The organism is Pseudomonas sp. 8_5_2, from assembly GCF_059295255.1.
Genome location: NZ_CM181238.1, coordinates 2,346,410 through 2,360,389 on the forward strand (window position 1 = coordinate 2,346,410; position 13,980 = coordinate 2,360,389).

The following is a 13,980-nucleotide window of genomic DNA, read 5'->3' on the forward strand; positions in this document are numbered from 1 at the left end:
CAGCCGGGCGGTGGTCATGGTGGTGGCCACGACGGTGGCGGTGGCGTTGGCTTTGGCGGCCATCAGGGCGGCCGCCCTCGTTGAGTTGGCCCCGCGATGGAACGCACTGCCTCGGCCGGGCTGCAACAGTGCACCCGGCGCGAGCGCATTCACCAGGCGATACGCTCGCCATCCCAGCCCCGGAAGCTGCCACTGTCCGCCGGCCCAAACCGCCCCACCTGCTCGATCACACATTGTGCAGCAAACGCTGGCTCAAACAGCTTTCCTTCCGGCACGTTGGCTTGAAAGGGCTTGGACAGCTCGGTATCGGTAGTGCCCGGATGCAACGCCAGCACCGTGGCTGCAGGGTTCAAGCGCTTCAATTCGATACTCGCCGTGTGCAGCAGCTGGTTGAGCGCTGCCTTGCTTGCGCGGTAGCTGTACCAGCCACCCAGACGATTGTCGCTGATCGAACCCACTCTGGCCGAAAGCGCCACAAACGTGGCGGGCTGTTTGCGTAGCAACGGCAGCAGGTGTTTGAGCAGCAGGATCGGCGCGAATGCGTTGGTGGCAAAGCTGGCCTGCAGGCCGGATAGCTCCAGTTGCGCCAGCGACTTTTCAGCCTTGGCGCCGTCCTGATGCAGTATGCCGAGGGTGCTGACGACCAGGTGAAGGTGCGGGCAGGTGGTGCCTGTTTCGGTGGCAAGCCTCGCAAGTGCCGCTTCGTCCAGTGCGTTGCAATCTATCAGCGCCAGCCGCTCGCCATGTTCGCTGGCCAGTGCCACGAGTGCGGGGGCGGTGCGGGCATGCCGGGCCACTGCCCACAGCCTGCCCACGTCGTCTCGCGCCAGCAATGCTTCGCACAGCGCCAGGCCTATGCCACGGCTTGCGCCGCACACCAGCACACTGGCTTTGCCAGTCAGACCCGGGATCAGGCTCATGGGGTTCCCCGCACAGATAGATTGAGAGGTTTGTGGCTAAGTAGACTGTATCCCATGGCCGGATGCCAGTCAGTCAAGGCTAATGGGGCTGCTGCGCAGCCCATCGCCGCGGTTCGTCGCCACGACAAGCCAGCTCCCACCCAGACCGCATCCCTTTCAAGCCATGCGCCGCACTTGTGGGAGCCTGGCTTGCCGGCGATGGGCCGCAAAGCGGCCCTGGTTGCTCAATTGACGGCAGCCTCCCATGGCCCGTTATTCCTTCGCGGGCCATCCACTGCTATCCAGCGGCACCACCATTACGCTTGCGATATTCCGCCGGCGTCACCCCCATGTGTTTCACAAATGCCCGCCGCAACGTATCCGCATTGGCAAACCCGCACAACGCCGCCACCTGCTTGGGCGCCTCCCGCCCAGCCTCCAGCCGTATCCGCGCCGCATTCACCCGTGCCAGCTCCACCCAGGCCGCCGGCGTCATGCCCACGTCGCTCTGAAACACCCGCGCAAAATGCCTTGGGCTCAGTCCGACCCGCGCAGCCAGGCTGGCCACCCCATGGTCCAGCGCCGGGTTGGCAGCCACGTAACGCTGCAGGCCCTGCAACGCCGAACGCCCAACCGGTGAGGTCGCGCCTTGTCGGCTGAACTGCAACTGCCCGCCCGGCCGCTTGAAGTACATCACCAGGTGCCCAGCCACCTGCTTGGCAATGTCCCGCCCAAGGTCCTCTTCGACCAAGGCCAGTGCCAGGTCCAGCCCGGCGGTCACCCCGGCAGCAGTACGCAGTTTGCCGTCATGCACCTGGATGGCATCGGCATCCACCTGCACTCGCGGGTAGCGCTCGGCCAGCGGCTGGGCTACGGCCCAGTGGGTAGTGACGCGCCTGTCGTCCAGCAACCCCGCAGCCGCCAGGGCAAATGCCCCCGTGCACACCGAGCCGTAGCGGCGGCAAGCGCTTGCGCGGTGGCGCAGCCAGTCGAGAATACCGGGGCGCAAGTATTGGTCGGCAGCTTGCGGCGTGCCGGCAACCAGTAGTGTGTCGATGGCCTGCAGGTCTTCGCCGATCCAGCCGTCGGCGACCAGGCGCGTCCCGGACGAGCTCACCAGCGGCCCCGGTTCGCAAGCCAGCAACAGCAGGCGATAGACATCGCGGCCGGCCTGGCGGTTGGCCTCGGCGAAGACGTCGAGCGGGCCGCAGGCATCCAGCAGTTGCACGCCGGGCATGGCCAGGATGGCGATGGTGATAGGGGGCATGATCACTCCGGGCGTTTCGCTGCAAGTCCGTAATCCATCGACAATGGCAGGATCCGGCGCTTAAAGTCAATTGAGGACATTGGTGTTCAACCTCAGACTGAGCCTGTCATCAACCCACCAGGAGCGAACATGTCCTCATCCATCGCCGGTATCCAGCTGCCCGACAGTGCCATGGCCCGGGAAATTACCGAACTCGTCCGTGACACGGCTTCCCCATTGCTGTTCCACCACTCCAGCCGGGTGTTCTATTTCGCCGCCCTTGCCGGGCAGCGGCTGGGGCTGCGCTACGACAGCGAACTGCTGTACGCAGGCTGCATGTTCCATGACATGGGCCTGACCCATCAGCACAGCAGCGATTGTTGCCGCTTTGAAGTGGATGGTGCGAATGTGGCGCGCGACTTCCTTCAGCGCCATGGCGTGGACGAGCGCGATGTCGAGCGCGTGTGGACAGCGATCGCGTTGCATACCACGCCGGGCATTGCGGAGCATATGCATCCGTTGATTGCGCTGGTGACCGCCGGGGTGGAGACCGATGTGCTGGGGTTGCACCATGAAGGGCTGGGTGTCGTCGCGCGGGATGCGGTGGTGCAGGCGCATCCGCGTGGCGAGCAGTTCAAGGAGGCGATCATCCAGGCGTTCTACAACGGTATTCGTCATAAGCCGCAGACCACGTTCGGCAATGTGAAAGCGGATGTGATCGCCGACAAGGACCCGGCATTCCGGCCCGGCAATTTCTGCAGCGTCATTCGCCAGTCTTGCTGGGCCAGTTGAATTTCTGCCCAGGAGCGCGGTGACCGAGGCCGGTGGCGGCTTGGTGGATCCGTTGCGAGCCGTACACCGTGGTACATGGCACCGGCTGCGCCGGTGTTCGCGGGTGAACCCGCTCCCACAAGTACGGCGCATGGCTTGAATTCGATGCGGTCGGGGTGGGAGCTGGCTTGCCGGCGATGGGCTGCGCAGCAGCCCCATCATCCTTGACTGACTGGCATTCGGCTAACGCCTCACTCCTGGTAAATCTTCGTCAACAAGCGCAACAGCTGCCCCCGTTCCTCATCATCCAGCGCCGCAGTCGCCTCGCGGTCGCTGTCGCTGGCGATCTGCTTGAGCTCCTTGAGCAACGCTTCGCCTGCCTTGCTTAGAAAAATCCCGTACGAACGTTTGTCCGGCTTGCACCGCACGCGTACGGCCAAGGCGCGTTCTTCCAGCTTGTTCAACAGCGGCACCACCTGGGGCGGCTCGATCGCCAGCGCGCGGGCCAGGTCGGCCTGCATCAGCCCTGGGTTCTGCTCGATCACCGCCAGCGCCGAGAACTGCGCCGGGCGCAGGTCATGGGCCGAAAGCCGGCCGATAAGGTGCTGGAACAGCTTCAACTGCGCGCGGCGCAGGGCGTAACCGAGCAAGTCTTCAAGCACCGCCTCCGCCGGCGTAGCGGGCGTGGCGGCGGTGTCGGTAGTGCGGGCAGACCTTGCCATCGGGGTGCATGCTCCTCGTTCATGGGTAAGAAAGTTACCCAGTTTGCCTGCCTTGTCGCCTGCCGGCTAGGGGAGGGCACGGGAAAATGCCATTCAGCACGCGCCTCGGAGAAAGATAAATTTCATAATGGTTAATTGACATAACTAATCTGCTCGCTTAGCTTGATGTCACCACCTCGAACAACAAGAGTGCAGAACCATGAGCAAATACGAAGGCCGCTGGGCTACCGTCAAGGTCGAACTGGAATCGGGCATCGCCTGGGTAACCCTCAACCGCCCGGAAAAGCGCAACGCCATGAGCCCCACGCTGAACCGGGAAATGGTCGACGTGCTGGAAACCCTCGAGCAGGACGCCGACGCCGGCGTGCTGGTGCTGACCGGCGCTGGTGAGTCGTGGACCGCAGGCATGGACCTGAAGGAGTACTTCCGCGAGGTGGACGCCGGGCCGGAAATCCTCCAGGAAAAAATCCGCCGCGAGGCCTCGCAGTGGCAATGGAAGCTGCTGCGCATGTATGCCAAACCCACCATCGCCATGGTCAACGGCTGGTGCTTCGGCGGTGGCTTCAGCCCGCTGGTGGCCTGTGACCTGGCCATTTGCGCCGACGAAGCCACTTTCGGCCTGTCGGAAATCAACTGGGGCATCCCGCCGGGCAACCTGGTGAGCAAGGCGATGGCCGATACCGTTGGCCACCGCCAGTCGCTGTACTACATCATGACCGGCAAGACTTTCGGCGGCCCCAAGGCTGCCGAGATGGGCCTGGTGAACGACAGCGTGCCGCTGGCGCAGCTGCGTGACACCACCCGCGAACTGGCGCTGAACCTGCTGGAAAAGAACCCGGTGGTGCTGCGTGCAGCCAAGAATGGTTTCAAGCGTTGCCGCGAACTGACCTGGGAGCAGAACGAAGACTACCTGTACGCCAAGCTCGACCAGTCCCGCTTGCTGGACACCGAAGGCGGGCGCGAGCAGGGCATGAAGCAGTTCCTCGACGACAAAAGCATCAAGCCCGGCCTGCAGGCCTACAAGCGCTGAGTTCAGGCGGGCTGGGCCGTTACCCGGCACAGCCCGCGGATATTCCCGATAAGTACAACAAGAGGAATAAGCATGTTGCAGGTGCCTTTGCTGATCGGCGGGCGGTCGTGCCCCGCCAGCGATGGACGAACCTTCGAACGCCGTAACCCGGTCACCGGCGAGGTGGTCTCGCAGGTGGCCGCGGCCACCTTGGCCGATGCCGATGCAGCGGTTGCCGCTGCCAGCGCGGCCTTCCCGGCCTGGGCTGCCCTGGCGCCCGGCGAGCGGCGCAGGCGCTTGCTGGCGGGGGCCGACCTGTTGCAGGCGCGGGCCGACGAGTTTATTGCGGCGGCCGGCGAAACCGGGGCCATGGCCAACTGGTACGGCTTCAACGTGAAGCTGGCCGCCAACATGCTGCGCGAAGCCGCAGCGATGACCACACAGATCACCGGCGAGGTCATTCCTTCGGATGTACCCGGCAGCTTCGCCATGGCCCTGCGTGCGCCCTGCGGTGTGGTGCTCGGCATCGCCCCGTGGAATGCCCCGGTCATCCTCGCCACCCGTGCGATCGCCATGCCGCTGGCCTGCGGTAACACCGTGGTGCTGAAGGCCTCGGAGCTGAGCCCCGCGGTGCATCGGCTGATCGGCCAGGTGCTGCACGATGCCGGCCTGGGCGATGGCGTGGTCAACGTGATCAGCAATGCCCCGGATGATGCCCCGGCCATCGTCGAGCGCCTGATCGCCAACCCGGCCGTGCGCCGCGTCAACTTCACCGGCTCTACCCAGGTCGGGCGGATCGTCGGCGAGCTGGCTGCACGGCACCTCAAACCCGCCTTGCTGGAGCTCGGTGGCAAAGCACCGCTGCTGGTGCTCGACGACGCCGACCTGGATGCCACCGTTGAAGCCGCCGCCTTCGGCGCCTACTTCAATCAGGGGCAGATCTGCATGTCCACCGAGCGGCTGGTGGTGGACAGCCGTGTTGCCGATGCCTTCGTCGACAAGCTGGCGGCGAAGGTTGCCGGGCTGCGCGCCGGTGACCCGCAGGCCAGCACTTCAGTGCTCGGTTCGCTGGTCAGCAGTGCGGCTGGCGAGCGCATCAAGGCGCTGATCGACGATGCCGTGGCCAAAGGCGCGCGCCTGGTGTGCGGCGGCCAGTTGCAGGGCAGCATCCTGCAGCCGACCCTGCTCGATAACGTCGACGCCAGCATGCGCCTGTACCGCGAAGAGTCCTTCGGCCCGGTGGCCGTGGTGCTGCGCGCCAAAGGTGACGAGGCTTTGCTGCACTTGGCCAACGACTCCGAGTTCGGCCTGTCGTCGGCCATTTTCAGCCGTGACACCAGCCGCGCGCTGGCCCTGGCGCAACGGGTGGAGTCGGGCATCTGTCATATCAATGGCCCGACTGTGCACGACGAGGCGCAGATGCCGTTTGGCGGGGTCAAGGCGAGTGGCTACGGCAGCTTCGGCAGCCGTACGGCGATCGACCAGTTCACCCAGTTGCGCTGGGTCACCCTGCAGAACGGCCCGCGCCATTACCCCATCTGAGCAACACGCGATTGGCCGCCACCGGCAGCGCCGGGCGGCGGCAGGATGTACAACAAGAACAAGGAGCAACCTGCGTGAATACCGAAGCCCGCTCACGGTCGACCGACCCTGGCCAACCTCCGCGCTACCGGCAGGTGTCCATCGGCCATCCCCAGGTGCAGGTCAGCCAGGCTGACGGCATTGTGCGCATGCACCCCGTCGAACCTTTGGCGCCGCTGCCGGCGCGCCTGCTCGACAGGCTGCTGCACTGGGCGCACACGCGCTCCGATATCACCTTTATTGCGGCGCGCGAACCTGACGGCAGCTGGCGCGCGATCACCTACGCGCAAATGCTCGGCCAGGTGCGCACCATTGCCGCCAACCTGCTGGGTTTCGGCCTGAGCGCCGAGCGGCCGCTGGCGCTGTTTTCCGGGAATGACATCGAGCACCTGCAGATCGCCCTGGGCGCCATGTATGCCGGCATTCCTTATTGCCCGGTGTCGCCGGCCTATGCGCTGCTGTCGCAGGACTTTGCCAAACTGCGGCATGTCTGCGAGGTGTTGACCCCGGGGCTGGTATTCGCCACCGACGCGCAGCCGTTCCAGCGCGCGTTCGATGCCGTGCTTGATCCGTCGGTAGCGGTGGTCAGTGTGCGTGGCCAGGCCCAGGGCCGTCAGCACATCGATTTTGCCAGCCTGTTGCAACCCTGCGACCTGGCGCCCGCCGACGCCGCGTTTGCCGCTACCGGGCCCGACACCATCGCCAAGTTCCTCTTCACCTCTGGCTCCACCAAGCTGCCCAAGGCGGTGATCACCACCCAACGCATGCTCTGCGCCAACCAGCAGATGCTGCTGCAGACCTTTCCGGTATTTGCCGAAGAGCCGCCGGTGCTGGTCGACTGGCTGCCCTGGAACCACACCTTCGGCGGCAGCCACAACCTCGGCATCGTGTTGTACAACGGCGGCAGCTTCTACCTGGACGCCGGCAAACCCACCCCGCAAGGCTTCGGCGAAACGTTGCGCAACCTGCGCGAAATCTCGCCTACGGCCTACCTTACCGTGCCCAAGGGCTGGGAAGAGCTGGCCAAGGCGCTGGAGCAGGACGCCCAGTTGCGCGAGGTGTTCTTTGCCCGTATCAAGCTGTTCTTCTTCGCTGCCGCAGGCCTTTCGCAAAGCGTGTGGGACCGCCTGGACCGCATCGCCGAGCAACACTGCGGCGAACGTATCCGCATGATGGCTGGCCTGGGCATGACCGAAGCCGCGCCGTCCTGCACCTTCACCACCGGGCCGCTGTCGATGGCGGGCTATGTGGGGTTGCCGGCACCGGGTTGCGAAGTGAAGCTGGTGCCGCAGGCGGGCAAGCTGGAGGCGCGTTTTCGCGGGCCGCACATCATGCCGGGGTACTGGCGCTCCCCGCAGCAGAGCGCCGAGGCATTCGACGAGGAGGGCTTCTACTGCTCGGGCGATGCGCTGAGACTGGCCGACCTGCAGCAACCGGAACAGGGCCTGATGTTCGATGGCCGTATCGCCGAGGACTTCAAGTTGTCGTCCGGGGTGTTTGTCAGCGTCGGCCCCTTGCGTAACCGTGCGGTGCTTGAAGGTTCGCCCTATGTGCAGGACATCGTGGTAACGGCGCCGGACCGGGAGTGCCTGGGCGTGCTGGTATTTGCGCGCCTGCCCGAATGCCGCCAGCTGGCCGGGTTGGCGGCCGATGCCAGCGATGCCGAGGTACTGGGCAGCACTGCGGTGCGCAGCTGGTTCGCTGACTGGCTGGCGCGGCTGAACCGCGATGCCCAGGGCAACGCCAGCCGCATCGAATGGCTGGCGCTGCTGGACGAGCCGCCCTCGATCGACGCAGGCGAAATCACCGACAAGGGCTCGATCAACCAGCGCACGGTATTGCAGCGTCGTGCCGCGCAGGTAGAGGCGCTGTACTGCGGCGAACACCCCACCCAGCTGCACGCGCAGGCTCGGCCATGAGCAGCGGCGGGTTATGCACCGCGTTCGACGATGTGGCCATCGTCGAAATGGCACGCACGCCTTGGGTCGACCTGGGCGGAGCGCTGGCAGGTGTGTCGCCCATCGACCTGGGCATCAAGGCTGGCCGGGCCGTGCTGGTGCGCGCCGGCCTTGATCCGCAGGCCGTGGACAGCGTGCTGGCCGGCAGCATGGCCCACGCCAGTTTCGATGCCTACTTCCTGCCGCGCCATGTCGGGCTGTACTGCGGTGTGCCGCAGGCCACGCCCGCATTGGCGGTACAGCGCATCTGCGGTACCGGGCTGGAACTGCTGCGCCAGGCCGGCGAGCAGCTGCGCAGTGGTGCGCAACAGGTGCTGTGCGTGGGTACCGAGTCGATGTCGCGCAACCCGATCGCGGCCTACGAGCACCGCGGTGGCTTTCGCCTGGGGGCGCCAGTGGGCTTCAAGGACTTTCTCTGGGAGGCGCTGCACGACCCCGCTGCCGGTGTGGACATGATCGGCACTGCGGACACCCTGGCGCGTGAGCATGGCCTGGACCGCACTGCAGTGGATGCCTGGGCCCTGCGCAGCCATCAGCGTGCCCTGCAGGCGCAGCACGCGGGCTGGTTCGATGAGGAAGTTGTCCGCATCACGGCTGAGACCTTTGACGCCGAAGGCTGCCTGCCACGTGGTATCGAACTGCCGCGGGGGGTGAGCGAGGTCAGCCGCGACAGCCATCCGCGGCCTACCGACGCCGTGGCGCTGGCCCGGCTGCGTGCCGTTCACGCCCGGGGCGTGCAAACCGCCGGCAACAGCTGCGCAGTGGTCGATGGTGCTGCGGCGGCGCTGGTGGCGCGCTTGTCCACCTGCACGCGGCCACCGTTGGCCCGCTTGCGGATGGTCACGGCAGTTGGTGTGCCACCGCAGACCATGGGTATCGGGCCAGCGCCGGCGATCGCGCTGCTGCTGGCGCGCAGCGGTCTGCGCCTGGAGCAGATCGACCGTTTCGAAATCAACGAAGCCCAGGCCGCGCAAGTGCTGGCCGTGGTCCAGTCGCTACAGCTGGATGTCAACAAGCTCAATGTCCACGGTGGGGCCATTGCCCTCGGCCACCCGCTGGCCGCCACCGGCCTGCGGCTGGTGCACACCCTGGCCCGGCAACTGCGTCAGGACAACCTGCGCTACGGGGTTGCCGCAGCCTGCATCGGCGGCGGCCAAGGCATGGCACTGCTGCTCGAAAACCCCCATTTCATTGGCTGAACACGAGGTATCCCATGGCCTGGAAGGCACCTTTGGCGGACATGCAATTCGTACTGCAACACTGGCTGCGGGCCGACCGCGCCTGGCAGGCAATGCCGGCCTATGCCGAGGTCGACCTTGATCTGGCCATGCAGGTGCTGGAACAGGCTGCCCGTTTCAGCGAGCAGGTACTGGTGCCGCTGAACACAACGGGTGACCGCCAGGGTTGTACGCTGGAGCATGGCAACGTGCGCACGCCGCAGGGTTTCCCGGCGGCCTATCGGGCTTATGTCGAGGGTGGCTGGCCTGCGCTGGCCTGTGATCCGGCGCTGGGTGGCCAGGGTTTGCCTGTGCTGCTGGACGCTGCCATGCAGGAGATGCTGTTTGCCAGCAACCATGGCTGGGCCATGTATACCGGCATCGCTCATGGCGCGTACCTGTGCCTGAAGGCCCATGCCTCTGCCGAGCTGCAGGCGCGGTACCTGCCGGGGATCGTCAGTGGCGCAACCTTGCCCACCATGTGCCTCACCGAGCCCCAGGCCGGCAGCGACCTTGGCTTGCTGCGCTGCCGCGCCGAAGCTGTGGGCGAAGGCCGTTATGCCGTCACCGGCAACAAGCTGTTCATCTCCGGCGGCGACCACGACCTCACCCACGATATCCTGCACCTGGTGCTGGCCCGCTTGCCGGGTGCGCCGGCAGGCAGCCGCGGCTTGTCGCTGCTGCTGGTGCCGAAATGGCTGGAGGATGGCCAACGCAATGCCGTGCACTGCGATGGCCTGGAACACAAGCTGGGCATCCGCGCCAGCGCTACCTGCACGCTGCGCTTCGAGGGCGCCAGCGGCTGGCTGGTCGGGCAGGCGCACGGCGGCCTGGCGGCCATGTTCGTGATGATGAATGCGGCCCGGCTGCATGTCGGCCTGCAAGGGCTGGCGCATGCCGAGGCGGCCTGGCAATGCGCCCGGGACTATGCCCTGGAGCGTCGGCAGATGCGTGCGGTGGGGCATGCGCTAGGGGATGCCGACCCGATCGCCCTGCACCCTGCCATGCGCCAGGTGCTGCTGGAGCTGCGGGTGCGTAGCGAAGGCATGCGCGCGCTGGGCTACTGGACGGCGCACTGGCTGGATGTGGCCGCCGCAGCAGCCGACCCGGCACAGCGGACCAAGGCGTCTAAGCTGGCGGCCCTGCTGACGCCGATCGTCAAGGCGGCCTTCACCGACTACGGTTTCAGCCTGGCCAGCAAGGCCCTGCAGGTGTTTGGCGGGTATGGCTACACAGGCGAGTTCGGCATCGAACAGACCCTGCGCGACAGCCGCATCGCCATGATCTACGAAGGCACCAACGAAGTGCAGGCCAATGACCTGTTGCTGCGCAAGGTGCTGGGCGATGGTGGCGAAGGCTTCGCGCTGCTTCTGGAGGCACTGCGCGAGGAGGGCGATGCGCTGCGCAGGGTGTGCGACACGCTGGAGGACGTGCTTGCCAAGGTCATGCGTGCCGCGTCAGACGACCCCGAGTATGCATACCGTGCCGCGGGCGGCTTCCTGCAATTGTGCGCCACCGCCTTGCAAGCCTACGCCTGGGCGCGCACCGCGCGCTGCATCCAGGCACTGCCGCTGGATGCGCCGCAGCGGCTGGAAAAGCAGCAAAGCGTGGGGTTCTTCTTCAACTACCTGCTACCCGATTTCGACCGGCAGGTGGCGGCCGTCGAGGCGGCCGCAGCACCTTTGCCGTACATCAGCGAACCGTCCTGAAGCCCACGTGTGAAGTGGCGATGAACACCGGCTGTGGCTGCCGCGCCGAGGGCCGGTAGCGCATGCAGCGGTCCGCCGAGCACAGGTGCGAGCCACCCTTGATCACCGCCACCTTCACGCCCGGTTCGGCAGGGTCCAGGCTTTGCGCCAGGCTAGGGCCGGGCGGATCCGCTTTGGCGTTGTCTTGCGCGGCATGGCCGGGCCGGTAACCGGTGCGGGTCAGCTCCCAGACATTGCCGCCGGCATCGAACAAACCAAAGCGGTTGGCCGGGAAGCAGCCTACCGGCGAGGTGCCGGTAAAGCCATCGGCAGCCGCGTTGTGGTATGGGAACTGGCCCTGCCAGGTATTGGCCATGAGCTTGCCCTTGGGCAGTTCCGTCGTGCCCCAGCTGAAGTCGGCATCCTGCAGGCCGCCGCGCATGGCGTATTCCAGTTGGGCCTCGGTGGGCAGCTTGCGCCCGGCCCAGCGGGCATAGGCCTGCGCATCCTCCAGCGCCACCTGCACCACCGGGTGGTTGTCCTGCGCTATCACGCTGCTGTCCGGGCCCAGCGGGTGGCGCCAATTTGCCCCGGCCACGAACTGCCAGCCAGGGCTGGGTACATCCGGGCCTTGCTGGAACACCATTGCCCCGGGCACCCGCAGGTGCTCGGGGAGGGTGGGGTCGTCCTCGGTGCTGATGCCCCGTTCGGCATGGGTGAGGTAGCCGGTGGCGGCCACGAAGCGGGCGAACTGCGCGTTGGTGACCGGGTGCACATCGATCCAGAAAGCCGACACCTTCGCCGCATGGGCCGGGCCTTCCTCGTCGTAGTAGCGGTCCGAGCCAAAGCTGAACCCGCCGCCCGGCAGGCGCACCATGCCGTCACGCCAGGCACCTTGCCGTGCGGCTGGCAAGCCGCTGTAGCCGTCGCACAGCAACACCGGTGCCGGGGCCTCGGGCCAGGCACTGTAACCGGCGACGAGCAGGCCGGCGGCGACCAGGGCGCAGCCGGCTACCCGGGCGATCATTGCTTGCCGGCCACGGCCTGGCGGGCCTGTATGGCAGGGCTGGCAGGGCGGCCATCGGCGTCGATGACGATGTTGCTGCGCTGGGCATAGGCCTTCCAGTCCCGCAGCATCTGCGTTACCTGCTCAGGGTGTGCGGCGGCGATGTCGTGGTGTTCGCCGGGGTCGTTGTGCAGGTCATACAGGTGCCAGGCCGGCTGGCCGTCGGTGGCGTCCCACAATAGCTTCATCGGGCCCTTGCGCAGCGAGGCGCTGCCGTTGATTTCCCAGCCCAGGGCTTCGTCCTCGGCGTGGATGCGCGTGTCGTTGCCTTGCAGGTAGTTCAGCGCAGAGGTGCCCTGTGGCGGCACGATATCGCGGTCGCGGTACTTGATGCCTGGCATCGGCGCACCGGCCAGTTGTAGCAAGGTCGGCATGATATCCCGGACACTGGCCAGCTGTTCGCTGCGCCCGGGTTTGATGGTTGCCGGGTAATACACGAACGCAGGCACGCGGATGCCGCCCTGGTAGGTGGTCATCTTGTAGCGGCGGCTGGGCAGGGCGCTGACCTGGGCCCAGGCCGAGCCGATCATCAAGAACGAATCGCGGCGGCCGTAGTTGTCCAGGCTGTTGTCGAAGTGCTGTTTGATCCAGTTCGGGTCGACCCGGGTCGCGTTCTCCGGCCCATTGTCGGACATGAACAGGATCAGGGTGTTGTCCAGCTCACCGCTTTTGCGCAGGTGATCGACCAGGCGCCCGACTTCGGCATCCAGCGCCGTTACCATGGCCGCATAAACCTCCATGGTGCGGGCCGACTGCTGCTTCTGCTGTTCACTCAGCGAGGCCCAGGCCGGCACACCCTCCAGTTGCGGCTGCAGGGGGTAGTCTGCCGGTACCAGGCCGGCCTTGCGCTGTCGTTCCAGGCGTTCACGGGCAATGGCCTCGTAGCCTTGGTCGTAGCGGCCGCGGTATTGCGCAAGGTAGGCGTCTGGTGCCTGCAGGGGCCAGTGCGGCGCGGTGTAGGCGGCGAAGGCGAAGAACGGTTTGCCGCTGGCCTTGCCCTCGTCGATGGCGCTGATAAGGCGGTCGGTGAACCAGGTGGTGGAGTAGAAGTCGTCGGGTAGCTCGACAGGCTTGCCGTTGTGCTGGAACGTTGCGCTGTAGTTCGATTGCAGGTCCATGTTGGCCTGCTTGAAGTGCGCGGCGCCGCCTTCCAGCAGCACGTAGGCCTGGTCGAACCCGCGGTTCTGCGGTTGTTGCGCGGGCTGCATGCCCAAGTGCCATTTTCCGGAAATGTAGGTGCGGTAGCCGGCGTCGTGCAGCAGTTCGGCCAAGGTGGCGACATTGCCACCGAGCACGCCTTCATAGCCGGCGCGCACCTCCGAACCTGCGGGCAGGCGCTTGCGTGCTTCGGCCATCATGCCCAGCCCGGCGATGTGCGGGTCATTGCCCGACATCAGCATCGCCCGGGTGGGGGAGCAGCTGGGCGCCGCGTGGAAGTCCAGCATCAGGCGGCCGTCGGCCAGCAGCTTGTCCAGGTTCGGCGTGCGGATTTCGCTGCCCAGCGCCGACAGGTCGGAAAAGCCCAGGTCGTCGGCGACCACAAGCAAAATGTTCGGTTGTTTAACGGTTGGCGCAGCCATGGCCTGGCTGGCGCCGAGCATGAGCAAGCCGAGAGCGGCTAGGGGTTTGAGGCAGTTCATGAAGGTGCTCTTGTTGTTTTAATAGGTGAGTCGTGTCGCGCAGGTTCATAGCAGACGCTGCGCAGGACAGATACTAGCGGTGAATCAGGCTGATTCGCAGCCGTTTGGCTCATTAGCGTTCGATCAGCGAACGTTTAATGGCGCTTGCCCCTTGCGGGCATCAGTTGGCTATTGACGGCAATA

Annotated in this window: 11 protein-coding genes; 6 read left to right on the top strand and 5 right to left on the bottom strand. The window is 65.9% G+C overall.

The genetic code is table 11. The features are described from left to right. Window positions 1–149: 149 nt before the first annotated feature. Both AC5O5R_RS10890 and AC5O5R_RS10895 read right to left on the bottom strand, forming a co-directional pair. Window positions 150–920 (bottom strand): SDR family NAD(P)-dependent oxidoreductase, encoded by a 771-nt coding sequence (locus AC5O5R_RS10890; RefSeq protein WP_172231623.1) that lies wholly within the window; start codon window positions 918–920, stop codon window positions 150–152. Between the two features lie 277 nt (window positions 921–1,197). Next, window positions 1,198–2,166: a GlxA family transcriptional regulator gene (locus AC5O5R_RS10895; protein ID WP_172231620.1), complete on the bottom strand. Its 969-nt coding sequence runs from the start codon at window positions 2,164–2,166 to the stop codon at window positions 1,198–1,200. Between the two features lie 129 nt (window positions 2,167–2,295). On the opposite strand from AC5O5R_RS10895, the gene AC5O5R_RS10900 reads away from it, so the two are divergent. Continuing rightward, window positions 2,296–2,937 carry an HD domain-containing protein gene (locus AC5O5R_RS10900; RefSeq protein WP_172287485.1) on the top strand — a complete coding sequence of 214 codons (642 nt, stop codon included), beginning with the start codon at window positions 2,296–2,298 and terminating at the stop codon, window positions 2,935–2,937. Between the two features lie 230 nt (window positions 2,938–3,167). Here the strand turns inward: AC5O5R_RS10900 and AC5O5R_RS10905 are convergent, their stop codons facing one another. Further along, window positions 3,168–3,638: a MarR family winged helix-turn-helix transcriptional regulator gene (locus tag AC5O5R_RS10905; RefSeq protein WP_172231091.1), complete on the bottom strand. Its 471-nt coding sequence runs from the start codon at window positions 3,636–3,638 to the stop codon at window positions 3,168–3,170. A 199-nt stretch (window positions 3,639–3,837) separates the two neighbouring features. On the opposite strand from AC5O5R_RS10905, the gene AC5O5R_RS10910 reads away from it, so the two are divergent. The 5 genes from AC5O5R_RS10910 to AC5O5R_RS10930 all read left to right on the top strand — a co-directional run bounded on the left by AC5O5R_RS10910 (window position 3,838) and on the right by AC5O5R_RS10930 (window position 11,112). Further along, on the top strand, window positions 3,838–4,668 hold the full coding sequence (locus AC5O5R_RS10910; RefSeq protein ID WP_172231088.1) for a p-hydroxycinnamoyl CoA hydratase/lyase: 831 nt from the start codon (window positions 3,838–3,840) through the stop codon (window positions 4,666–4,668). A 72-nt stretch (window positions 4,669–4,740) separates the two neighbouring features. Beyond that, entirely contained in the window at window positions 4,741–6,189 is a 1,449-nt protein-coding gene (locus tag AC5O5R_RS10915; protein ID WP_494515343.1) for an aldehyde dehydrogenase, read from the top strand. A 74-nt stretch (window positions 6,190–6,263) separates the two neighbouring features. Beyond that, the gene (locus tag AC5O5R_RS10920; RefSeq protein ID WP_494515344.1) at window positions 6,264–8,147 is read left to right on the top strand and encodes a feruloyl-CoA synthase; all 1,884 of its coding nucleotides are present in this window, start codon (window positions 6,264–6,266) and stop codon (window positions 8,145–8,147) included. Further along, entirely contained in the window at window positions 8,144–9,385 is a 1,242-nt protein-coding gene (locus AC5O5R_RS10925) for a thiolase family protein (protein ID WP_494515345.1), read from the top strand. Before AC5O5R_RS10920 ends, AC5O5R_RS10925 begins: the two co-directional genes overlap by 4 nt. 14 nt (window positions 9,386–9,399) lie before the next feature. After that, a complete protein-coding gene (locus AC5O5R_RS10930) occupies window positions 9,400–11,112 on the top strand; it encodes an acyl-CoA dehydrogenase (protein WP_494512538.1) in 1,713 nt (570 codons plus the stop codon). Here AC5O5R_RS10930 and AC5O5R_RS10935 read toward each other — a convergent pair. Beyond that, a complete protein-coding gene (locus tag AC5O5R_RS10935) occupies window positions 11,096–12,118 on the bottom strand; it encodes a formylglycine-generating enzyme family protein (protein WP_172287285.1) in 1,023 nt (340 codons plus the stop codon). The two genes, AC5O5R_RS10930 and AC5O5R_RS10935, sit on opposite strands and share 17 nt — an antisense overlap. Next, window positions 12,115–13,797 (bottom strand): arylsulfatase, encoded by a 1,683-nt coding sequence (locus tag AC5O5R_RS10940; protein WP_494515346.1) that lies wholly within the window; start codon window positions 13,795–13,797, stop codon window positions 12,115–12,117. The genes AC5O5R_RS10935 and AC5O5R_RS10940 overlap by 4 nt, the downstream gene beginning before the upstream one ends. Window positions 13,798–13,980: the final 183 nt, after the last annotated feature.